Raw genomic sequence first — 21,638 nt, forward strand, 5'->3', positions numbered from 1 at the left:
ATTATTATTGATTGGTTAACTGTTTTAGTTTATTGTTTATTCTGTCTAACTGATCCTGGTTATTAGTTTTCGCGTATGCCAATTGCAAAGCCTGCAAGCTGTTTGCATTGTTTGGCGAAATTTCATTAGCCTTTTCAAGCCATTGTATCGCCCTGCCCAGGTCCTGGATGCTCTTCTCCCCTTTTGTGGTTGCGCTTTGTTTTAAATATAATAAGCCCAAATTAAATACCGGATCAAAATATGTTCCGCTTAACTCAATCGCGTGCAGGTAAAGAGATTCTGCCTGATCAAATTTATCTAAATGATCGTAGCAATTTGCTGCAACGAACGCAATATCGGCGTTATTTGCATTAATATCAAGTAAAGGGCCAATTAGGGGCTCTAACGCTTTATAGTTTTTCTTATTGTTGTAGATATTGGCTTCGTCAAGTAATAAGAACCTGTCATTGGGTAAAATCTTTCTTCCCTTTTGAAGGATTTGCAAAGCTTTGGTCGTATCCCCTAACGACTTATAGATATTGGATGCTGTTTCGATATACTCGGTGCGGGCACTATCAACCTGGAGCATTGTCGTATAATATTTAGCCGCATCCTGCAAATTACCTGCTTTGTTATTAGCAAAGGCTATGTATGTATTGATTTGGTTCATCCCCGGAGCATACCGCTTTGCATTTTCAAATGCAGTTTTGGCATTTGGGAAATCCGAATTATTTACCGCCTCAAAACCTTTGCGTATATAAACATTTGCCAGGCACCGCTTGGTATAATCAAGTTCTGATTGATATTTGAAAATTTTATTCATTCCCGAAAGCCTGTCAACCAGTTTGGTTGTTTTATCAAGCATATCTGCCGGCATTCCAAGTTTGTTCAACGAATCGATATACAGGATACTTGAATTAACTATAGCCCTGTAAAGGTTCTTTTCAATATCAGCCGTGTCTGACTTAGTAATGATCAAACTATCTGCAGATTTTTTGGCGGCTGCCAAATACTTCAGGTCGCTTTTCTGTTTATAAAAAGCCAGGTTATTTACTACAACCTTAAGCGCTTCTTTTTGGGCGAAGGCAAAAGTTGTAGTAAAACTTGTAATTAAAACCGATAAAATGATCTTGCGGTAGTGCATATTTGTTATTCTGTTGTATTGTCAGTTGATGATTCTGCACCATTTTCAGCTGTATCACCGTCGCCTGTATTTTCGGCTTCGGTATCAGAGCCTTCAGCATTTTCATCGCCTTCTTTTACTTCCTCGTCTTCGTCGTGCTCAATTTTGGCTACTGAAGCTATCTCATCATTGTTTTTAAGCGTTATCAGCCTAACACCTTGTGTTGCACGGCCCATCACCCTTAATTCGCTTACAGCTATACGGATAATAATACCCGATTTGTTGATGATCATCAGGTCTTCCTTATCTGTAACACCTTTTATGGCAACAAGGTTTCCGGTTTTTTCAGTAATATTAAGTGTTTTTACACCTTTACCGCCACGGTTGGTAACACGATAGTCTTCAATATCGGTACGTTTACCATAGCCTTTTTCTGATACTACCAATACTGTTGTTTCCGCGTCGTCGATAGCTATCATGCCAACTACCTCGTCGTTTTCGTCGTCAAGTGTAATACCACGAACACCGGTAGCTGTACGTCCCATTGGCCTTACGGTTGATTCGTTGAAACGGATAGCGCGACCTGATTTAAGTGCCATCACAATCTCGCTGCTTCCGCTGGTTAAGCTTGCTTCAAGCAATGAATCGCCTTCATTGATGTTGATTGCATTAATACCATTTGAACGCGGGCGTGAATAAGCCTCAAGTGAGGTTTTCTTGATGGTACCTTTTTTGGTACACATGATAATGAAGTTGTTTTCAAGGTAATTTTGATCTTTAAGCGAGATCAGTTTGATGTATGCCTTGATGTTCTCTTCTTTAGGGATATTAATGATATTCTGGATTGCACGGCCTTTTGATGTCCGTGTGCCTTCCGGTATTTCAAATACCCTGAGCCAGAAACATTGTCCCGACTCGGTAAAGAACAACATGTAATTGTGATTTGAGGCAATAAGTAAATGCTCAATGAAATCCTCATCACGGCTGTTGCTGCCGATAGCGCCTTTTCCTCCCCTGCTTTGTCTGCGGTATTCTGTAAGTGGCGTGCGTTTGATATAACCTTCACGTGAGATGGTGATTACTACGTCCTCGTCCTCAATGAAGTCTTCAGTTTGCATTTCGGCAGAAGAGTGAACCATTTCGGTGCGGCGCTCATCGCCATATTTTTCTTTGACTTCAAGCAACTCATCCTTAATGATCTGCATCCTTAAACCTTCATCGCTCAGGATGTTTTTTAAATGCTCAATAAGTTTCATTAAAGCGGCGTATTCGTCTTTGATCTTATCACGTTCAAGTCCTGTTAACCTCCTTAAGGTCATATCAAGAATTGCACGTGCCTGGATATCAGTTAAACCAAAGCTGCTCATCAAGCCTTCCCTTGCTTCATCTGGTGTTTGCGAAGCACGGATCAGGCGGATAACCTCGTCAAGGTGGTCTAATGCGATCAATAAACCTTCAAGGATATGCGCACGTTTTTCGGCTTCGTTAAGCTCAAATTTAGTACGGCGCACAACAACCTCATGGCGGTGCTCAACAAAATGATGGATCAGGTCCTTCAGGTTAAGCAGCATTGGCCGGCCATTAACCAGGGCGATGTTGTTTACACTGAATGACGTTTGAAGCGCAGTATATTTAAACAGGTTGTTTAATACAATAGCTGCGTTGGCGTCACGTTTAATCTCATAAACAACACGGATACCTTCGCGACTTGATTCATCGCGAATGGCTGATATGCCTTCCAGTTTCTTTTCGTTCACCAACTCGGCAGTACGCTCAATCATTAAAGCTTTATTTACCTGGTAAGGTATTTCGCTTACAATAATGCGCTCACGTTCGCCATTATAAGTTTCTATCTCGGCACGGGCACGGATAACTACGCGGCCACGACCGGTTTCCAGCGCTTCGCGCGGGCCATCGTAACCATAAATAATACCACCTGTAGGGAAATCGGGACCTTTTACATATTTCATTAACTCGCTAATCTCTATCTGACGGTTATCGATTAATGCCATAGTAGCATCAATAACTTCCGAAAGATTATGCGGAGCCATATTAGTAGCCATACCTACCGCGATGCCCGAAGCTCCGTTAACCAAAAGGTTTGGGAATTTAGATGGCAGTACGGTTGGTTCCTGCAGCGAGTCGTCAAAGTTTAACTGGAAATCAATAGTGTCTTTGTTGATGTCAGCAAGCATCTCTTCAGCAAGCTTTTGTAAGCGCGCTTCTGTATAACGCATTGCCGCCGGTTCGTCACCATCAACAGAACCGTAGTTACCCTGGCCTTCAACCAGTAAGTAGCGTAAGCTCCACTCCTGGGCCATACGTACCATGGTGTCGTACACCGATTTATCACCGTGCGGGTGATACTTACCCATCACCTCACCCACGATACGGGCAGATTTTTTATAGGGCTTGTTATTAGTTAAACCCAGGTCAAGCATACCGTAAAGCACACGCCTGTGTACCGGTTTTAGTCCATCGCGGACATCGGGCAACGCCCTGGAAACAATCACCGACATTGAATAATCAATGTAGGCCGATCGCATTTCCTCATCAATATTTATCGAAATTATCCTGTCTTCTGCGTGTGAATTATCGTTTTCTGTTCCTTCAGCCATTTTTGATTATTTGTAGAACCTTCTCTTATAATTGCGTGTTAAAATTGATTTTTCAACGACCTGCGAAGTTAAAAAAATACTTGGGATTGCGCCAACTTAGTAGCAATAAACCATGCTAATGTATGGTCGCAGATCAAACAATTTTGTTACTTTAATCTGGGTTTATTTAACTTTTACCCAATAATCTTCAACCTTATTGCCGTTGGGCAAAACCGATAACAGTTTAAGGGTGTCGTTACTGATTGTATAGTTGTATTTTATGGTTTTGTTAAGCAGTTTTGACTCCTGCATGCAATAGGTTTGCGTTTCAAAGCAGGTATCTTCCTTGAGTTGGTAATCGCCTTTTTCATATACCACGGTCTCTTCGCCCTCTTCTATCACCTTAGCATTATAATGCTCATCGTCATAAATCCGTTGTAATTTATAAGCTGTAGGTGCCGCGTCAAGCTTGCCGTTAATTTTTCCTCCCCGATACTCCCAATTGCCTTTCAGCGGACTATCGGCCAAATTAAAAGAGCATAATAGCAGTAGTATACCTGCAGGTAAAAAAAGCTTCTTCATAGATGATGTTTGCACCGGGCTAAGTTTTTGCTACGCCCAGTTTATACCTTTTTTTAGTAAAGATAATGTTTTTTCTTCTTCGCTGCCACCAACCGGATGGTAGTCATAAAGCCATTTAGCTGTAGGCGGCAAACTCATCAATATCGATTCGATCCTGCCATTGGTTTCCAGGCCAAATTTGGTACCCGCATCATAAACCAGGTTGAACTCTGCATAACGGCTGCGGCGTTGATATTGAAACAGCTGCTGGTCTTCAGTAAATGATTTATCGCGATTGCGGTTTACGAGCTCGGCATAAAGCGGCGCAAACGAGCGACCAACCGATTTAGAGAACTCAAAGATATCTTCCCAGCTCAACTCATCATTGGCGGTGAGCCTGTCATAAAATATGCCGCCTATGCCCCGGGTTTCGTTGCGGTGTTTGATAAAGAAGTAATCATCGGCCCATTTTTTAAAACGAGGATAAAAATCTTCGTAGTACTGATCGCAAACTGTTTTTAAGCCGCTATGGAAAAAACGGGCATCATCTTCAAATACGTAATGCGGGGTTAAATCAATACCACCACCAAACCAGCGAACAGGCTTTTGGCTATCGCCCATGGTTGATGGCATTTCGAAATAACGAATGTTCATATGGATGATTGGCACCAGCGGGTGATTAGGATGGATCACGATAGAAACACCGGTAGCAAAAAAATCATCCTGTTCAACCTGAAGCGCACGCTTCATGGTATCGGGTAAATGACCGTGAACCGCCGAAAAATTAACACCTCCTTTTTCCAGGATCTTACCATTCTGAATAACCCGGGTACGGCCTCCACCTCCACCCTCACGCTCCCAAATCTCCTCCTCAAATTTTGCTACACCATCTAACTTTTCAAGCGCGGCACAGATCTCGTCCTGTATTTGCTTATAATCTTCGGCTATTTGTTCTTTGCTGATCATAGGCTGTAAAAGTAATGAATTTTGGGAATTGCCGTGGATGGGCTTTTTTAAGTGCGAATGCGCACTTCTATATCCAACAGACGATAATAGAAAGTGTTCAACTTTTTTATGTATGAACACCTGGTAAAAAATGGATATCTGATAATCAGTGTTTTATATGTTCATGGTTTTGTCGCACAAAATGCAACTTGTTGATGATCAATGCGTTAATTTTTACCTTATGACAAACGGAGTATTTTGGAACACACGTTTTTCAAAAGTTGAACACCTGGCTGATTTAGCTTATCTCCACATAGTTCAAGTCCTTACCAAAAGTTTCCTTTAACTGGCTTAATGAAAACAGCGCCACTACTGTAAGTATGCCCATCATGATATATCCCGATTTAATATATCCATATTTAGCGTTAAACGCGTTAAAGGCAACAGTTATTGGGATTAATGAACCGCGCACGAAATTGGGTACCGTGGTAGTAACCGTCGATCTGATATTGGTGCCAAACTGTTCTGAGGCGATGGTTACAAAAGTTGCCCAGTAGCCTACTGTACAGCCCATAAAGAAACTTAATACGGCAAAGCGCTCGGGTGTAATACCGTTGTCGCTGAGATAAAAATGCACACTTACCAATGAAAGTATTAGAAACACAGCCATGGTTAATTTCCGCGACTTGGTAACCTGGGCCAGCAGGCCTGCAACAATATCACCAATAGCAATACCTATATAACTGTAAAATATACCGTCACCTGGTTTGATGATAGTTTTGGCGCCTAAAGCAGCACCAAACTTATCCGAAAAACTGATCAGTACACCTACCACATACCAAAGCGGTGCGCCTATCAGGATACAATACAGGTATTTTTTTAACCGTTCCCAATTGGTAAACAACATGAGCATGTTGCCTTTGGATACGTTGCTGTTCTCAACATTTTTGAACATGCCCGATTCAAAAGTACCAACACGAAGCAGCAACAATAAAATTCCTAACCCACCGCCTACAAAGTATGCATTGCGCCAGCCAAATTTGGCTACCGCATAAGCGGCAGTAGCTCCAAACAAGCCTATAACAGCAACCATCATGGTTCCGTAGCCGCGGTTTTCCTTACTCAATGTTTCACTAACTAAAGTAATACCTGCGCCAAGCTCGCCCGCAAGCCCCAGGCCAGCAATAAACCTAACAATGGCGTAAGTATTTACGTCATGTACAAGTCCGTTAGCAAAGTTGGCGATGGAATAAAGCAATATAGAACCAAATAGTACTTTAATACGCCCCAACTTATCACCCACAATGCCCCATATGATCCCGCCAAGCAACAATCCAAACATTTGGATACTTATGATAAATTGCCCCTTATCGGTTATTTCCTGGGCATTTAAGCCAATATCCTTAAGGCTGGGAATTCGGACTATCGAAAAAACCAAAAGATCATATATATCAACAAAATAGCCAAGTGAAGCAACAAGTACCAAGAAAACAGCATTCCTTGTAGCTTTGGCATTGGTAGTATCGGTCATAAAGTGTAAAAATTGGTTGGCTAATGTAGGAGATTTGTATAAACAAAAGCAAAAAAATCGGCATAAAAAAACCCCTGTGAGGTCAGGGGTTATGAGAGTAAATGTTGTTCAATAGCTTTATATATTTTATACCTTTTTCACGTTAACTGCCTGTAATCCTTTTCTGCCTTCTTCAACATCGTATGTAACGCTGTCGTTATCTTTAATGGCATTTACGCCACCCTGAACGTCTTTAAAGTGTACAAAAAGATCTTTACCTTCTTCGGTAATAATAAAGCCATAACCCTTCTGTGTGTTAAACCATTTTACTTTTCCAGTTTTCATAATTATAATAATCGTAATAAAAAATTCGTGTTAAGATCAACTAAAACCAAACTGAAAAATAAAATAGGTTTATATGTTCAGAAGGAATAGATATCCCGCTTCCCTCAAATATATAAAATTATTAAATAAACCAAATAAAATTATTTATTTGGTTGCGGTGTCAGGCGCAAATAAGGCTTAACCGCGGTAAAACCCTTTGGAAATTTGGCGGGAATGTCTTCCGTTTTAATTGCAGGTACTACAACTACGTCCTCTCCTTCTTTCCAGTCGGCCGGTGTTGCAACGCTGTAGTTAGCGGTTAACTGTAGCGAATCTATCACCCTCAAAATTTCCTGGAAATTACGGCCGGTTGACGCTGGATAAGTAATGATTAGTTTAACTGCTTTATCCGGGCCAATGATAAATAACGAACGTACAGTTGCATTTACCGAAGCATTTGGGTGGATCATATCATAAGCTTCAGAAATTTTACGGTCCTCATCGGCAATGATCGGGAAGTTTACTTCAACGCCCTGAGTTTCATTGATATCGTTAATCCAGCCGTGGTGCGATTCAACTGAGTCAACACTTAGCGCGATAACTTTAACGTTACGTTTTTCAAATTCATTTTTTAAAGCGGCGGTTTTGCCAAGCTCCGTAGTACAAACAGGTGTATAGTCGCCTGGATGCGAGAATAGTACGCCCCAGCTATCACCTAAATATTCGTAAAAATCAATTTCGCCTTCTGATGTTTTTGCTTTGAAATTTGGCGCTTTATCGCCCAGTCTTAAACTCATAATTGATAGAATTTTTGTTGTAGATTAATACTACTAAGTTACTATACATTCCTAAACAAATGCAAACAAACTTTAAATAATCACATTATTTACGCCAACATTACAAAGGCTGTGTTGTTGAAGTTTGAAATAAATAACAGCTACATCCATGAGCAAACACACCTATGATACCGGCATAATCGGCAATTGCGCCTTTTTAGCCCATATTAATAAGAATACCAATGTTGATTGGCTTTGCTGGCCGCGTTTTGACAGCACTTTTATTTTCGGGGGACTTCTGGACAAAAAAAAGGGCGGCGAGTTTTCGATCCGCCCTGAAGGGGAATATACTACCGAACAGCATTACCTGGAGAATACTAACGTTTTAATCACTGAAATTAGTCCCGCAAGCGGCGGTAAATACCGCATAACCGATTTTGCCCCACGTTTTTACCAGCACCAACGTTACTATAAACCTTTAATGCTGATCAGGAAAATTGAAGTCCTTGAAGGTTCGCCAAGGATCATTGTAAAATGCGAGCCTGTATCCGAGTATGGCGCGGTTAAACTCAGTGTAAACCGCGGCAGCAATCATATTCAATACCAGGGCGGCGAGGAAAATATTCGTCTTACTACGAATATACCGATAAGCTACATTTTTGATGAACAAGCGTTTGTGCTTAACGAAACCAAATATCTGGCCATGACCTACGGGGAACCCCTTGAAGCCCCGCTCATCAGCACATCTGACCGTTTCTTAGCTGAAACAGTGCAATATTGGCGAACCTGGATCAAGCACTCATCAATAGCTACTTATTTTCAGCCATTTGTTATTCGCTCGGCTTTGGCCCTTAAAATACACCAGTACGAAGATACCGGTGCTATCATTGCGGCAAGTACCACCAGCTTGCCCGAATCGCCGGGAAGCGGCCGTAACTGGGATTATCGCTATTGTTGGCTGCGCGATACTTATTATGTGATCACCGCGTTAAACCACATTGGCCATTTTGAAGAGATGGAAAAGTATTTCAGTTATGTTACCGATATCACTTTTTCGGAAATGGAGCGTTACCAGCCACTTTATGGCATAACCGGTAAGAAAGACCTTGTGGAGGTTATTTTAGATGAATTAGACGGGTATATGGGCAATCAGCCGGTGCGGGTTGGTAATCAGGCGTCAGAACACATTCAAAACGACATTTATGGCCAGGTACTTATCTCCCTACTCCCTTTGTATACCGATCATCGCTTTGTTTTTTCAGAACGGAAGGATTCGGTGCATTGGATAGAGTTTTTATTGAGCAAGATTGAACACACTATTGATGAAAAAGATGCGGGCATCTGGGAGTTCAGGAACATGGCTAATATTCACTGCTATAGCAACCTGTTTCAATGGGCAGGCGCGTCTGCAGCAGAAAAGATGGCCCGTACCATCCAAAATCAGGAATTGATTGATAAGGCTATCTCCCTTAAGGAGCGTGCGGCCGCCCATATCGAAAGTTGTTACGATCCGGTACGTAAGGTTTATACAAACTCGGTCGGGAGTAGTAACCTTGACGCCAGCACATTGCAGCTGATCATGATGAATTATCTTGACCCGGCTTCGCAAAAAGCTAAGGATCATTTAGCTGCATTAGAAAAAGAATTAAGGACGCCTAATGGCTTGTTTTACAGGTATTTATATGACGATGATTTTGGTAAGCCTAAAACTACTTTCCTGATCTGCGCTTTTTGGTATGTTGAAGCTTTGGCGACAGTTGGCCGGATAGATGATGCCCAGCGGGAGTTTGGCAATTTGCTGCAATATTCCAATCATTTGCTACTGTTCAGCGAAGATGTTGACGAGGAAGATGGCAGTCAATGGGGTAATTTTCCGCAGGCTTACAGCCATGTAGGTTTGATGAATGCTGCCTACAGGATAGCAATGAAACTGGACAGGCCAATATTTTTGTAAGGCGTTGTTTTGGGGCTGATTGGGATTCTATATGAGAAAACCTGACAGAATATAAAAAACAAATCATGTCATGCTAGCGCAGCGTGGCAATCTCGTAGCCAATACATGTCCGATTTGTATTGCTACGAGATTGCTTCGTCGTTCCTCCTCGCAATGACATGGCTTTTAAATTAAATCAATATTTTCAACTGATCTGCTTCTTCCGAACACTTTTGGTGATAACATCAATAACAGCGAGAACTTATCTGGTTACTAAATGAAGAAGCCCTATTGACTTGTACAGTCAATAGGGCTTCTTTTAAAAAGACACTGTTTTACACCTGTGTTCCTTCTTCCACTGGGGTATACTTTGCAAAGCTGGTAAGCAGTTTCCTTACCTCAGTTGGATTGCGCAGATAAAATTTTGCTGCCGACAGATTGCTCCCTACTTTAATGGTAATTGCACTTTCGGGCAGGGCTTTAAAGATATCTTCATCGGTATAATCATCGCCAAAAGCGATCACAAAATCGTAATCCTTACCTTCTGTAAGTGTTAAAGCAGCCTTACCTTTGTTGATATCCATATTCTTAACCTCCAGTACTTTATCCCCTGCTAAAAGCTGTAAGCCTTTATCGGCTGCAAGGTATTTTAAGTTGTTCATGAGCTCATTGGCTCTTAACTCTCCCAATCCGGCCTGGGCCTTACGGTAATGCCAAACCAACGAATATGTTTTCTCTTCAATAAATGAGCCTGGTGTACGGTCGACATAGGTTTCCAGTATAGGATAAATATCATGCTTCCACTGGTCGCTAAGCCCCCCTATTTTATGCCATGAAGTACCTTGTTGTTTGAACCAGGATCCATGCTCGGCAATGAGGTAGATATCATTGTTTTTAAACCAATCGTCGAGGTTTTCGTGCTTACGGCCGCTAATCAAAACTAATTGGTTTGCAGGATCTTCCGAAAGTTTATTAATGATGTTATATAATTCCCTATCCGGACTGGCCTGGTCGATATTCGATTTGAAATTCACCAGCGTGCCATCATAATCTAAAAAGATGATGCGCTTTTTAGTTTTGATATAGCGGTTAATAATGCTTTGTTCGGTAGTGTTGCTTACGTGCCTGGCTTGCATGGAACGCTGCATCAATTTTACCTCTTTTAGCTTGTCCATAAAAATCTTAACCCAGTGCGATGTGTTAAATTTAGCAACAAGCTGCCTCATGGGGATCATGCGGCGGCGCTGCTCTTCAAGCGGCATATTGATGGCCTGTAAAATGGCACGACAAACCTCGCCGGTATTATTAGGGTTTACAATTATGGCATCGATGAGCTCTTTAGATGATCCTGCCATCTCGCTCATAATCAATACACCATCATTGTTTATTCTGCTGGCTACATACTCCTTACTCACCAGGTTCATACCATCGCGCATTGGGGTAACCAGGCAAACATCGGCCGAATAATAGAGCGCCGATAGAGTCTCAATCGGGAACGAGCGATAGTAATAATGGATCGGGCTCCAATCCATGGTTCGGTATAAGGCGTTGATCTTGCCTACTTTTTTATCAATCTCATCTCGAAGATGCGCGTACTGAGGCACAGTATCCCTCGACGGAACTACGATCATGTAAAGTGTAATGTGTTCAATACATTCCGGGCATTGCTCAAGCAATAGTTCAAACGCTTCAAGGCGCTGCAAAATTCCCTTGCTGTAGTCAAGCCTGTCTATGGAGAGAATCAGCTTCTTGTTTTGAAAATTTTCTTTAATTAAATCAATTTGCTCCTTTACCTCGTCTTGTAAAGGCAATGATGAATATTTTTTTTCGTCGATGCCCATCGGGAATGATTCAACAACGATTGAGCGCTCTCCATTGCTTATAATGTTAGAGTTAGATGATACCGGCAGCAAACGTGTGGCTGCTCCTAAAAAGTGGCGAACATCATCAAAAGTGTGAAACCCGATCAGATCGGCTCCAAGCATACCTTCCAATAATTCCGCCCGCCATGGGATCAACCTAAACATTTCATTTGACGGGAAAGGAATGTGCAGGAAAAAACCGATGGATACGTCCGGCATTTCCTGTCGTACAAGCTGCGGTAGCAGCAATAACTGATAGTCATGAACCCAAATCACATCGCCGGGCTCGGCAATCTTGAGGATCGCATCTCTGAACTTTTTATTTACAGCCTGGTAATATTCCCAATTTGATTGTTTGTAAGCTGCATAAGTTGAAGCGTAATAGTGAAAAACGGGCCACAAAACCTCGTTGCTAAAACCTTCATAATATTGGTTAATTTCTTCTTGGTCTAAGAAAACCGGAATTAAACTTAAATCTTTTAATTCGTTTGTAACCTGGTCTTTATCTTCCTGGTCGGCTATTTCTACGCCGGGCCAGCCAATCCACACATTATCGCCTTGTTTATATATTGAACCTAAACCGGTTGCTAAGCCTCCCTCGCTTGGTGATGAATGGTAAGCACCATCAGTTTTGGAAATTTTAACAGGTAAGCGGTTTGATACAATTATTGTTTTCGACATACTAATAAATATTAATTAATATTTAAAAGTCGAAAACAGCGTTTTTGTTTTAAAAAATGGCGTTTTTGCATGTAAAAATGTGGTTTTTTGACATAAAAAAAGCCGTCCTGATATTTAGGACGGCTTTCAATTGTTATAATTTTCGGAATTATTTCACTTGTTGGAAAAACTCGATGTTAGCTTGTTGAGTGATCCTTACCAAAACTTCGTGTTTGTCGTTTTTCAAGTCAACAAAGTATGAAGTTGGCTCGATAGCGTCATTGATTGAAGTGTTAGCCTGGTAAACGATAACTTCACCTACTTCGTAACCTTTGTATTCGTTGTTGATTTGTTTAAGGGCTTTAGCTGGGATAGCTTTGTTGTCAACACGTTGAGTTGTACCTAAAAATTCACCTTGTAAGTTGTAGAAAGCAGTTTTTTGAACGCCATCAACAGTGAAAGTAGCTTTTTGTACGTTTTTAGTTACAGTCCAGTTAACGTTGGTAGCTTCAGCGAAATCAGCAGTAAAGCCGTGTAAAGCGATGTAAGAAACGTTTGTACCACCGTCATATTTTTTGCCACCATCGGCGAAAGCGTTAACGGTAAATAAGGCTGCAGTTGCTATTGTTAAAAATATCTTTTTCATGTTCGTTTAAATTTTAAATCCTGCAACAAAAATACAGTAGACTTATCAATATTTAAAATTTTCTGAAACTTTTATGAATATTTAATAATTATAGCGTTTTATAGCCTCAAAATTTAAATTTTGTCAATGACCTTAGTGTATATTTTACAATATCTAAAAGAAAAAACGCCAAATAATGGCGTTTTTGATTTGCTAAACCGATTTATGTTGTCATTGAAATGTCATTTAGCCATTATCTGCGAATCCAGGGTATAAAGTCATGCCTCCATCTGCAAAAATTGTTACCCCTGTAATGTAATCCGACTCGTCTGAAGCCAGCCAAACTGCCAGTTTTCCGATATCATTGGGTTGGCCAATCCGGTTGTAAGGAATGAGTGTCAATAGTTTATCCAGTGCTTCGGGGGTATCCCAGGCTTCCTTATTAATAGGTGTTTGAATAGCACCTGGCCCAATGCCGTTGACCCTGATCTTATGCGGGGCAAGTTCCTGGGCTATACTTTTCATAAACATCATGATGCCGCCTTTGCTGGCTGCATAGTTTACATGCCCTGCCCATGGGATAACTTCATGCACACTGCTCATACAAATGATCTTGCCGGCTGCTTTACTTCTCTCCTCAACAATTCCCCTTTTTATAAATTCTTTTGCTGCTTCCCGGGCGCAAAGGAATTGACCGGTTAGGTTTATACTGATCACTTTATTCCAGTCATCAAGTGTCATGTCAACAAATTTGGAGTCTTTTTGCAAGCCGGCATTATTCACCAGGATATCGATGGTGCCATATTGCTTAAATATTTCGGCAAACATGGCCTTTACTTCATCCTCATGGCTCACATCGGCCTGAAATGCAAATGCTTCGCCGCCGGATGCTTTGATCTGGCTGACTACATCATCAGCCGCGGTCTTGTTATGCGCATAATTGATCAGCAATTTGGCGCCTGCTTCGGCCATGGCCAATGCAACGCCTTTGCCAATGCCGCTATCTGCACCGGTTATTAAAGCTGCTTGTCCTTTTAATAGTTGGGGGTTATTGCTCATAGATAAACGTTTTTGCGTTTAATATAAGCAATTGAATTGATGGGAAGATTGTTTTTGTCTGAACTGGGATTTATGTGATTAAAGGATTACACAATCAAACAATAATAGTCCTGTAATCCTAAAAATCCACCCAAATCCCGGTTCAGAGATTATAGCGCCTTTATATAATCATGAAACATGAACAAGGCTTTCTTTTTATCCTCGGTTAAATCATAATCTATTTTAACCATCAGGTAATCAACCAGGTCAAAATCATCACGCATAGGTAACTCCTTAAACAGGTCTTCCCGGTGATCGAGTCCGTATTTAAGCGACGCGTTAAACTCGTCCATAAACTCTTGCGGGATAGGTTTGTTGGCAATCCAGGCAGCAAAAGTAAATGGCAAGCCGGTCATGTTTTGCCATTCTTCGGCAAGGTCATAAACGTATTTATACTGTTGCTTTTTGCCGAAGGTGCGGTCGCCTATTTGTACAAAGGCAGTATGCTCCTCTGCTGATTGGGCATAGTCTGATGCACTTATAACCTGATCCGGATTTACTCGCCAGTGGTTTTTCATAAGCACACGGGCCAGATTATTTGATGAGCGCGATTGCGGATCAAGCTGGATGGTTTTTACATCCTTAATATCACAATTACTAAAAATAAAAACCGAGTTAACGGCACCTACCGCGCCAATGCAATAATCAGAAACAATTTCCCATTGTGGCAGGCTTAAGGCAGCTGCAACGGGGATAAGACCGATATCAACTACATCGTCGATAAGTTTTTGAGCACAATCTGAAGGGATATCAAGGCTCAGGTCAATTTTATTAATGATGTCGGTATGTTGAATGCCGTATAAAAAGGGTTTGGTGTTAGTGTAGCTTACCGCTGATATTCTGATCTTGTTCACAAATGCGCTATTTCTGTTCTTCGGAATTTTTTAGATGTTCGGCGTTATTGAAATCCGCGATCTCAAATTTTTCGCCATCATAGTTTACCTTATATAATACCAGGTTTTGATGTGGGAAGCTATCCATTTCAGATAAAGGTTTACCGGTGAGGATGCAAAGCAACAGGCGTAAAGCACGGCCATGCATACAAATCAGCACATTTCTTTCTTCGGGATGGCTCATGATCACCTTTAGCGCTTCTCGCTGACGAACCTCAACCTCCCGCGGACTTTCGCCTCCTTCAAACTTGCTATCCAGCTTGCCATCCAGCCAATCCCGCATAATTTGCAGAAAGGCCGCTTTATTATCAGCTGTAGGTGCTTGTCCTTCATGAACGCCCCAGGCCAGCTCATCCAAACCCGAAAGTTTTTCATAAGGGAGCCCGAGGTCAATAAAAGGCTGGACGCTTTGTTGCGTACGCTTTAATGCCGATATATAGATCTTATCAAACGGAACGTTTTTATAAGCTTCATAAAACTGGCAGGCCTGTTTGCGGCCTTCGTTATTTAAATCGGTATCAACTCCGCGGCCTTGAATAATGCCAAGTTTATTAAACTCAGTTTGGCCGTGGCGTACTATATATAAGGTTTTTTGTGCCATTTTCTTGAGCCCAAAGGCTTAAAGCTTTTTTGCTTTATCTATGCTATATTTATTGTTTTGCTTTCAGCTTTAAGCCTTCGGCTTTCAGCTTAATTAATAACCGGTAACTTGTAATACTGTGGTTTCGGTTCGTCGCCAAACACAAAGTCTGTATAATCAGTCACTACATTATATAATGTATCACGTTCAATTGGCTGACGACCAACATGTTTAATTAACTCTACCACTTGTTTGGTGCTCATGCCCGGGTGCTGTTCTTCTGCACCAGCCATCGAGTAGATTTTGGTTGTATCATCCAATGTGCCATCAATATCATCAACACCAAAGTTAAGCGAAAGCTGCGCGGTTGTACGGCTGATCATCGCCCAATAAGCTTTAATGTGATCGAAATTGTCAAGGTAGATACGTGCTACAGCGTAGTTGCGCAAATCCTCAATCACAGAAACCTCCGGTACATGCGACATTTGGTTGTCTTTATTCCTGAATTTAAGCGGAATAAATGTCTGGAAACCTCCTGTTTTGTCCTGTAACTGGCGCAGGCGCTCCATATGGTCAACACGGTGCTTATATTCTTCAATATGGCCGTAGAGCATGGTGGCGTTTGAACGACCGCCCAACTTATGCCATTCTTCATGAATAGCCAGCCACTGATCGGCAGTACATTTATCTTTCGAGATCTGGTCCCTGATTTCCGGGTCAAAGATCTCGGCGCCGCCGCCAGGGATAGAATCCAGGCCGGCTTCCTGCATCAGGCGCATGCCTGTAGCATAATCAATTTTGGCTTTTTTGAAAATGTAATGGTATTCAACCGGGGTAAGTGCTTTAATATGCAGTTCCGGCCTATGGGCCCGGATCCGGGCAAAAAGCTCCTGGTAAAAAGGTACATCATATTGCGGCAATACACCACCAACAATGTGTACCTCGGTAACCGGTTCGCCGTCATATTTGGCAACCATATTAAACATTTCGTCCATGGTGTACTCCCAGCCTTCTGACTTTTGTTTCAGTAAGCGCGAGTATGAACAAAATTTGCAGTCGTAAACACAAAGATTGGTTGGCTCAATATGAAAGTTACGATTGAAATAAGTTTTATCGCCGTGGCGCTCCTCGCGGATGTAATTGGCTAAAGTGCCAAGATATCCAAGCTCGCCCTGCTCATAAAGCAAAACGCCTTCATCAAATGTGATGCGTTGTTTATTTAGTACCTTTTGGGCAATGTGCTTTAAGTCAGCAGATAAATTCGGATCCTGGAGCAATACCTGTAAATTATCTGAATTATGCATCATTATAAATTTGGCCAAATGTACAAAAAAGCACAAAAGTAATATGCGTTATGACACATATCGTCCAAATTTGATGGTAAATTACATTAAAGTTACAGAGCCTTGATCTCGCTTATGGAGATACCTATCGAACAATCATCCTGACATCCATTAGGTACATAACTGGCGCCTGATATCATCCCGTTATTGTTGCTTTCAAAGTAAATGGTGTTCTTTTTCTTATCAGCGGCAAGCCATTCGGTTTTGGCTTTTTGATAAATCTGGTCGAGCGTAAGTAAGGCGGCGCCTGAATTATGTTGCCCCAATGATGTTTTATCTTCCTGCCACTGTTCCCTTATTTTTTTAGTGGGAGCGCTGTTAGGATTTTGCTCTAAAGTATATGATAGAAAATCTCTCCCTACCACCACGCCATTTTGCACAGTAATTTTTGTTTCGGATCCATAACCGAATACAGACCCGGCATTGACTGTATAGCTGTATGAGTTTTTGCTTTCAGTTTTAAAGTTTTGCCATACCTTATAACTTTTGTCGTAAGCTGTTTCGTTAGCATCTTTTTTGCAGGCTGTAAAGCCGGTTATTGCAAGCAGGATCAGGATAAAGGTTCTTTTCATGCGGATAGGTTTTATAATCTATTCGGCTAAAAATGAAAAAACGCTACAGCTAATAACAAATATTCTTTTTTACTTTGGGCGATATCATATTTCGAACCATGAAAACAGAGACTATAGCTATACACGCCGGTAACCGTGTTGATGAAGCAACACGAGCAGTAATACAACCTATTATTATGTCAACCACGTTCGAGCGCGGCGAAGACGGTGGTTTCCCGGCAGGTTATATTTATAGTCGGTCAGCTAATCCTAACAGGCATGCGCTTGAGCATTTACTGGCTAAATTGGAAGGCGGCGTTGAGGCTGCTTCATTTTCGTCAGGCAACGCGGCCGGAATGTCCGTATTTCAATCACTTGCGCCGGGGACTCATATTATTGCTCCAGATGATATGTATCATGGCTTGCGTAATCAGCTTAAAAACCTGTTTGCAGGGATATTAACGTTCGATTTTATCGATGTAAACGATACGGAAGTATTGCAGCAATATATTAAACCCGAAACAGGCTTAATATGGATTGAAACCCCATCAAACCCACTGCTTAAGATAACTGATATAAAAAAGGTAGTAGCAATAGCCAAAGCAAAAGGCATTAAAGTTTTGTGCGATAATACTTTTGCGACGCCAATTTGCCAACGACCATTTGACTTGGGCGTAGATATTGTAATGCACTCAGCCACCAAATATTTCGGCGGCCACAGCGATTTAATGGGCGGAGCCTTAATTACGGGCGAAACAAATGATTGGTGGACAAAGATCCGTCAGGTACAGGAAATGGGGGGCGCTATCCCCTCGCCTATGGATTGTTATTACCTGGTACGTAGTATTAAAACCTTGCCGTACCGCGTAAAAGGTCACGTACAAAACGCACAACTATTAGCCCAATATCTTGAACAACATCCCAATGTTGAACAGGTAATGTATCCAGGCTTACCATCGCACCCACAGCATGATATAGCAAAAGATCAGATGCTGGCTTTTGGAGGCATGTTATCCTTTATTATTAAAGGCGATGAAAACGACACGCATAAGATCATTAATAAATTGAAGCTGTTTATAAAAGCTACCAGTCTTGGAGGCGTGGAAAGTTTAATAGAACACCGAGCCACCGTTGAAGGCCCCGATACCAAAACCCCACGCAACCTGCTCAGGGTTTCGGTTGGATTAGAGCATATTGATGATTTAATCGCTGATATGGAACAGGCTTTGGCTTAGTGCTTGTTTTTTTCTTGTTCCTTTTCCTTGTCTTTATTAAATGAATTAACCGGTATATCGGCAGTTATTATTACACCATAATCTTTATTCGTGATCCCATATTGTTTCACAAGCTGACGCTTGTTTATAATTGTGAGCCCCTTGAATATTTTATCATTTATCCCGGCTAAATTACCTTCGTAATTATTGATCAATACCTTTTTATTAAGAATGTATTGAACCTTGGAGGCGTTTGCTGGTGTGGAAATTAGCTTGGCGTAATCAGCAGATTTCGATTTAAAATAGTTTTGAAACCGGCGAATATCAAATTTCTTAGTTTCTATATAAATTAGTCCATATTTCGCTTCGCGGCCATATTTTATTATAGCGTTTGCACCCCTGTAAACAGAAACCGTGGCTACATCATTACTATTTAACTTGTTTAGACCTTCTCCGGTTACGCGCACACTGTCAATAAAATATACAGGTTCGTTGTTTTCAGTCTCACCTGTAACATACTGTTGAGTATCTTCCTTGACCGCCCCGTGACAAGACAATATTAAATCAGCTGCTTCCACAGGCTTATCCATATAATAAGCTTCATCTATTGGGAATACCGATTTTTTGGCCGAATCTATCTTAACATAAAAGGATAAAGTATCATTAGAGAAGTTCCAGTAATCGGAACAGCCTCTTGTGTACCATTGCTCCTTAAATGCAGGATATAGTTTAAACAAGTCCTTAAGTAATAACTTACTAAGATCAATTTCCTTTCCGTCAGGTAGTTTTCCAGCAAATGCTTTAGTCAGCCTGATTTTGCTGATAAGGTCATTTTTTTGATCTTGCTGGAATATCATTCCAGGATATTTTGACGTTGAATATCCGCTACCTGCGATATATCTCGGATCATTTCCGACACAAACCGCGTTCAGATCCATTTCTTCAAGCACCGTATCTTTCAGGTTCGGATCTGACTTTTTTAAATCAGCAATTGTGGTTTGACACAAACAGATATTATTTATAATTACCTTTTTTGCGAGATCTGAATTATCTGTCTGCGCAAAACCTTCCGTATAAAAAACAGATAAAAATAAAACGATTAGAAATGATTTTCGAAGCAAAGTTTCCTGCATAAGGGATAGGCATAAAAAATATCAGCTAAGGTATAAAGTTTTCATTTGTATCAAGAACACTGCTTTTGAAAATAAAATTTGGTACTTAACCCAATAACCCCTTATATTTGGAACATTATTTGGTAGCGATACCAACGTCGATCAATACTCCGCACATAGTTCGGGTTTTGATTTATAAAGAAGCGGCGAGAGATCAGGCTCAATGACCCGCTGGCAACCCTTCAATGTTGAAGAAGGTGCCAATTCCTGTCCCGGCAAATAACACCGGGGAATATAAATTTATAACCATGAAAAGTTTAATTAAATTTACGCAACGCAACACTTTTTACACCTTAAACGGTAACATACAACATATTGGCTCCTCTATTGGCTGTATTTGTATGTGTTGCTGCTGTTGATGCTTAGCATGCCCCTGTTTTCATTTCTCTGAAAAGGCGCGTGTGATGTTAAACCGGTTATATCAAACCGGTTTTGTCAAATCCATCTTAACAAAAAATCTAAATTAAACACATTAAAAATTACAACTATGTCTACCTTGAAATTCGAAACCTTACAATTACATGCCGGTCAGGAAGTTGATCCAACAACAGGTTCACGCGCAGTACCAATTTACCAAACTACTTCATACGTATTTAACAGTGCCGAACATGGCGCCAATTTGTTTGCGCTAAAAGAGTTTGGCAATATATATACCCGTATCATGAACCCTACTACCGATGTGTTTGAAAAACGCATCGCGGCTTTAGAGGGCGGTGTTGCAGCTTTGGCTACGGCATCTGGTCAGGCGGCACAATTTATAGCGTTAAATAACATCCTGCAGGCGGGCGATAACTTTGTTACTTCTCCTTTCCTGTATGGCGGTACTTATAACCAGTTTAAAGTAGCATTTAAGCGTCTGGGTATCGATGTGCGTTTTGCCAAAGATGATACTGCGGCGAATATCGAAGCGCTTATTGATAATAAAACCAAGGCCATCTTCCTGGAAACAATAGGTAATCCTGGCTTTACCATTGCTGATTTTGAAAAGGTTAGCGAAGTTGCCAAAAGACATGACCTCCCTTTAATTGTCGACAATACTTTTGGCGCAGGTGGTTACCTCTTCCGCCCTATTGAACATGGCGCCAATGTTGTTGTTGAGTCAACTACTAAATGGATCGGTGGTCATGGTACCAGTATTGGCGGTGCTATTATTGACGCCGGTAATTATAACTGGGGTAACGGCAAATTTCCGCAGTTTACTGAACCAAGTGAAGGTTACCACGGATTGGTATTTAACGATGTTTTTGGCATTGGCGGCCCATTTGGTAACATTCAGTTCATTATCCGTGCCCGTGTTGAAGGTTTAAGGGATTTCGGCCCTTCACAATCGCCGTTTAATTCATGGTTGAATATCCAGGGACTGGAAACCTTGTCGTTAAGGGTGCAACGCCATGTAGATAATGCTTTGCAGCTGGCCAAATGGTTGGAGCAGCATCCACAAGTGGCCACGGTAAATTACCCTGGATTGGAATCATCTCCATACCATGACCTTGCAAAAAAATATTTAAAGAATGGTTTTGGAGGCGTATTGTCGTTCGAGATCAAAGGTGATAAAGCACAGGCCAGCCAGTTAATCAATAACCTGAAACTGGTTAGTCATTTAGCTAACGTGGGCGACGCGAAAACATTGATCATACAGCCTTCGGCAACAACGCATCAGCAATTATCTGATGAAGAGCAACTATCTGCCGGTGTTACACCGACATCATTACGCGTAGCCGTTGGTATTGAGCATATAGATGATATTAAAGCTGATTTTGAACAAGCTTTTGCAAAAATTAAGCAAAGTGAGGGTGAGTTAGTTTAACAATGTATAGTTTTTTTTAAGTGATATAGTAAACGTTATTACGGGTAGCAGCCAGAAAAAATCTGGTTGCGTCCGGAATAACAAA

18 protein-coding genes and 1 riboswitch are annotated in these 21,638 nt (G+C 41.3%); of the genes, 3 read left to right on the forward strand and 15 right to left on the reverse strand.

Annotated elements, in window-relative coordinates; all coding sequences use genetic code 11:
* Window positions 1-4 precede the first annotated feature (4 nt).
* The 7 genes from EAH55_RS24045 to EAH55_RS24075 form a co-directional block, all read right to left on the reverse strand.
* On the reverse strand, window positions 5-1,123 hold the full coding sequence (locus tag EAH55_RS24045) for a tetratricopeptide repeat protein (RefSeq protein WP_112575520.1): 1,119 nt from the start codon (window positions 1,121-1,123) through the stop codon (window positions 5-7).
* 5 nt (window positions 1,124-1,128) lie between these two features.
* Window positions 1,129-3,720, reverse strand: a complete 2,592-nt coding sequence (gene gyrA, locus EAH55_RS24050; RefSeq protein WP_121811902.1) for a DNA gyrase subunit A — start codon at window positions 3,718-3,720, stop codon at window positions 1,129-1,131.
* A 162-nt stretch (window positions 3,721-3,882) separates the two neighbouring features.
* On the reverse strand, window positions 3,883-4,281 hold the full coding sequence (locus EAH55_RS24055; protein ID WP_114937869.1) for a hypothetical protein: 399 nt from the start codon (window positions 4,279-4,281) through the stop codon (window positions 3,883-3,885).
* Window positions 4,282-4,311: 30 nt separating this feature from the next.
* A complete protein-coding gene (hemF, locus tag EAH55_RS24060) occupies window positions 4,312-5,226 on the reverse strand; it encodes an oxygen-dependent coproporphyrinogen oxidase (RefSeq protein ID WP_121811903.1) in 915 nt (304 codons plus the stop codon).
* 277 nt (window positions 5,227-5,503) lie between these two features.
* A complete protein-coding gene (locus EAH55_RS24065) occupies window positions 5,504-6,736 on the reverse strand; it encodes an MFS transporter (RefSeq protein WP_121811904.1) in 1,233 nt (410 codons plus the stop codon).
* Between the two features lie 126 nt (window positions 6,737-6,862).
* Window positions 6,863-7,060, reverse strand: a complete 198-nt coding sequence (locus tag EAH55_RS24070) for a cold-shock protein (RefSeq protein ID WP_091207011.1) — start codon at window positions 7,058-7,060, stop codon at window positions 6,863-6,865.
* A gap of 140 nt (window positions 7,061-7,200) precedes the next feature.
* Window positions 7,201-7,836: a peroxiredoxin gene (locus tag EAH55_RS24075; protein WP_114937865.1), complete on the reverse strand. Its 636-nt coding sequence runs from the start codon at window positions 7,834-7,836 to the stop codon at window positions 7,201-7,203.
* A gap of 148 nt (window positions 7,837-7,984) precedes the next feature.
* Between EAH55_RS24075 and EAH55_RS24080 the strand changes: the two genes are divergently transcribed.
* Window positions 7,985-9,769, forward strand: a complete 1,785-nt coding sequence (locus EAH55_RS24080; RefSeq protein WP_121811905.1) for a glycoside hydrolase family 15 protein — start codon at window positions 7,985-7,987, stop codon at window positions 9,767-9,769.
* Window positions 9,770-10,083: 314 nt separating this feature from the next.
* Here EAH55_RS24080 and EAH55_RS24085 read toward each other — a convergent pair whose 3' ends face one another.
* The 7 genes from EAH55_RS24085 to EAH55_RS24115 form a co-directional block, all read right to left on the reverse strand.
* Window positions 10,084-12,291, reverse strand: a complete 2,208-nt coding sequence (locus EAH55_RS24085; RefSeq protein ID WP_121811906.1) for a bifunctional alpha,alpha-trehalose-phosphate synthase (UDP-forming)/trehalose-phosphatase — start codon at window positions 12,289-12,291, stop codon at window positions 10,084-10,086.
* Between the two features lie 148 nt (window positions 12,292-12,439).
* Complete coding sequence (locus EAH55_RS24090) at window positions 12,440-12,916, reverse strand: hypothetical protein (RefSeq protein WP_112575528.1); 477 nt, start codon at window positions 12,914-12,916, stop codon at window positions 12,440-12,442.
* Window positions 12,917-13,141: 225 nt separating this feature from the next.
* The gene (locus EAH55_RS24095; protein ID WP_112575529.1) at window positions 13,142-13,954 is read right to left on the reverse strand and encodes an SDR family oxidoreductase; all 813 of its coding nucleotides are present in this window, start codon (window positions 13,952-13,954) and stop codon (window positions 13,142-13,144) included.
* A 149-nt stretch (window positions 13,955-14,103) separates the two neighbouring features.
* Window positions 14,104-14,847 carry a menaquinone biosynthetic enzyme MqnA/MqnD family protein gene (locus EAH55_RS24100; RefSeq protein WP_121811907.1) on the reverse strand — a complete coding sequence of 248 codons (744 nt, stop codon included), beginning with the start codon at window positions 14,845-14,847 and terminating at the stop codon, window positions 14,104-14,106.
* Between the two features lie 7 nt (window positions 14,848-14,854).
* A complete protein-coding gene (locus EAH55_RS24105) occupies window positions 14,855-15,487 on the reverse strand; it encodes a histidine phosphatase family protein (RefSeq protein ID WP_121811908.1) in 633 nt (210 codons plus the stop codon).
* 89 nt (window positions 15,488-15,576) lie between these two features.
* Complete coding sequence (gene mqnE, locus EAH55_RS24110; RefSeq protein WP_121812436.1) at window positions 15,577-16,770, reverse strand: aminofutalosine synthase MqnE; 1,194 nt, start codon at window positions 16,768-16,770, stop codon at window positions 15,577-15,579.
* A 92-nt stretch (window positions 16,771-16,862) separates the two neighbouring features.
* A complete protein-coding gene (locus EAH55_RS24115; protein WP_121811909.1) occupies window positions 16,863-17,381 on the reverse strand; it encodes a hypothetical protein in 519 nt (172 codons plus the stop codon).
* A gap of 98 nt (window positions 17,382-17,479) precedes the next feature.
* Between EAH55_RS24115 and EAH55_RS24120 the strand changes: the two genes are divergently transcribed.
* Complete coding sequence (locus EAH55_RS24120) at window positions 17,480-18,595, forward strand: trans-sulfuration enzyme family protein (protein ID WP_121811910.1); 1,116 nt, start codon at window positions 17,480-17,482, stop codon at window positions 18,593-18,595.
* On the opposite strand, the gene EAH55_RS24125 is transcribed toward EAH55_RS24120, so the two are convergent.
* Window positions 18,592-19,707: a hypothetical protein gene (locus EAH55_RS24125; protein WP_121811911.1), complete on the reverse strand. Its 1,116-nt coding sequence runs from the start codon at window positions 19,705-19,707 to the stop codon at window positions 18,592-18,594. The genes EAH55_RS24120 and EAH55_RS24125 overlap by 4 nt on opposite strands.
* Before the next feature lie 169 nt (window positions 19,708-19,876).
* Window positions 19,877-19,987, forward strand: a riboswitch (SAM riboswitch).
* A gap of 246 nt (window positions 19,988-20,233) precedes the next feature.
* Here EAH55_RS24125 and EAH55_RS24130 point away from each other — a divergent pair.
* A complete protein-coding gene (locus EAH55_RS24130) occupies window positions 20,234-21,553 on the forward strand; it encodes an O-acetylhomoserine aminocarboxypropyltransferase/cysteine synthase family protein (protein WP_121811912.1) in 1,320 nt (439 codons plus the stop codon).
* Window positions 21,554-21,638: the final 85 nt, after the last annotated feature.

This window comes from Mucilaginibacter kameinonensis, assembly GCF_003675385.1.
GTDB classification, from domain to species: Bacteria; Bacteroidota; Bacteroidia; order Sphingobacteriales; family Sphingobacteriaceae; genus Mucilaginibacter; species Mucilaginibacter kameinonensis.

Coding starts and splice junctions, on each gene's coding strand:
- EAH55_RS24065 (WP_121811904.1), bottom strand. CDS start 6,736: ATGACCGATACTACCAATGCCAAAGCTACAAGGAATGCTGTTTTCTTG.
- EAH55_RS24090 (WP_112575528.1), bottom strand. CDS start 12,916: ATGAAAAAGATATTTTTAACAATAGCAACTGCAGCCTTATTTACCGTT.
- EAH55_RS24085 (WP_121811906.1), bottom strand. CDS start 12,291: ATGTCGAAAACAATAATTGTATCAAACCGCTTACCTGTTAAAATTTCC.
- EAH55_RS24130 (WP_121811912.1), top strand. CDS start 20,234: ATGTCTACCTTGAAATTCGAAACCTTACAATTACATGCCGGTCAGGAA.
- gyrA (WP_121811902.1), bottom strand. CDS start 3,720: ATGGCTGAAGGAACAGAAAACGATAATTCACACGCAGAAGACAGGATA.
- EAH55_RS24115 (WP_121811909.1), bottom strand. CDS start 17,381: ATGAAAAGAACCTTTATCCTGATCCTGCTTGCAATAACCGGCTTTACA.
- EAH55_RS24095 (WP_112575529.1), bottom strand. CDS start 13,954: ATGAGCAATAACCCCCAACTATTAAAAGGACAAGCAGCTTTAATAACC.
- EAH55_RS24080 (WP_121811905.1), top strand. CDS start 7,985: ATGAGCAAACACACCTATGATACCGGCATAATCGGCAATTGCGCCTTT.
- EAH55_RS24125 (WP_121811911.1), bottom strand. CDS start 19,707: ATGCAGGAAACTTTGCTTCGAAAATCATTTCTAATCGTTTTATTTTTA.
- EAH55_RS24070 (WP_091207011.1), bottom strand. CDS start 7,060: ATGAAAACTGGAAAAGTAAAATGGTTTAACACACAGAAGGGTTATGGC.
- mqnE (WP_121812436.1), bottom strand. CDS start 16,770: ATGCATAATTCAGATAATTTACAGGTATTGCTCCAGGATCCGAATTTA.
- EAH55_RS24045 (WP_112575520.1), bottom strand. CDS start 1,123: ATGCACTACCGCAAGATCATTTTATCGGTTTTAATTACAAGTTTTACT.
- EAH55_RS24055 (WP_114937869.1), bottom strand. CDS start 4,281: ATGAAGAAGCTTTTTTTACCTGCAGGTATACTACTGCTATTATGCTCT.
- EAH55_RS24105 (WP_121811908.1), bottom strand. CDS start 15,487: ATGGCACAAAAAACCTTATATATAGTACGCCACGGCCAAACTGAGTTT.
- hemF (WP_121811903.1), bottom strand. CDS start 5,226: ATGATCAGCAAAGAACAAATAGCCGAAGATTATAAGCAAATACAGGAC.
- EAH55_RS24075 (WP_114937865.1), bottom strand. CDS start 7,836: ATGAGTTTAAGACTGGGCGATAAAGCGCCAAATTTCAAAGCAAAAACA.
- EAH55_RS24120 (WP_121811910.1), top strand. CDS start 17,480: ATGAAAACAGAGACTATAGCTATACACGCCGGTAACCGTGTTGATGAA.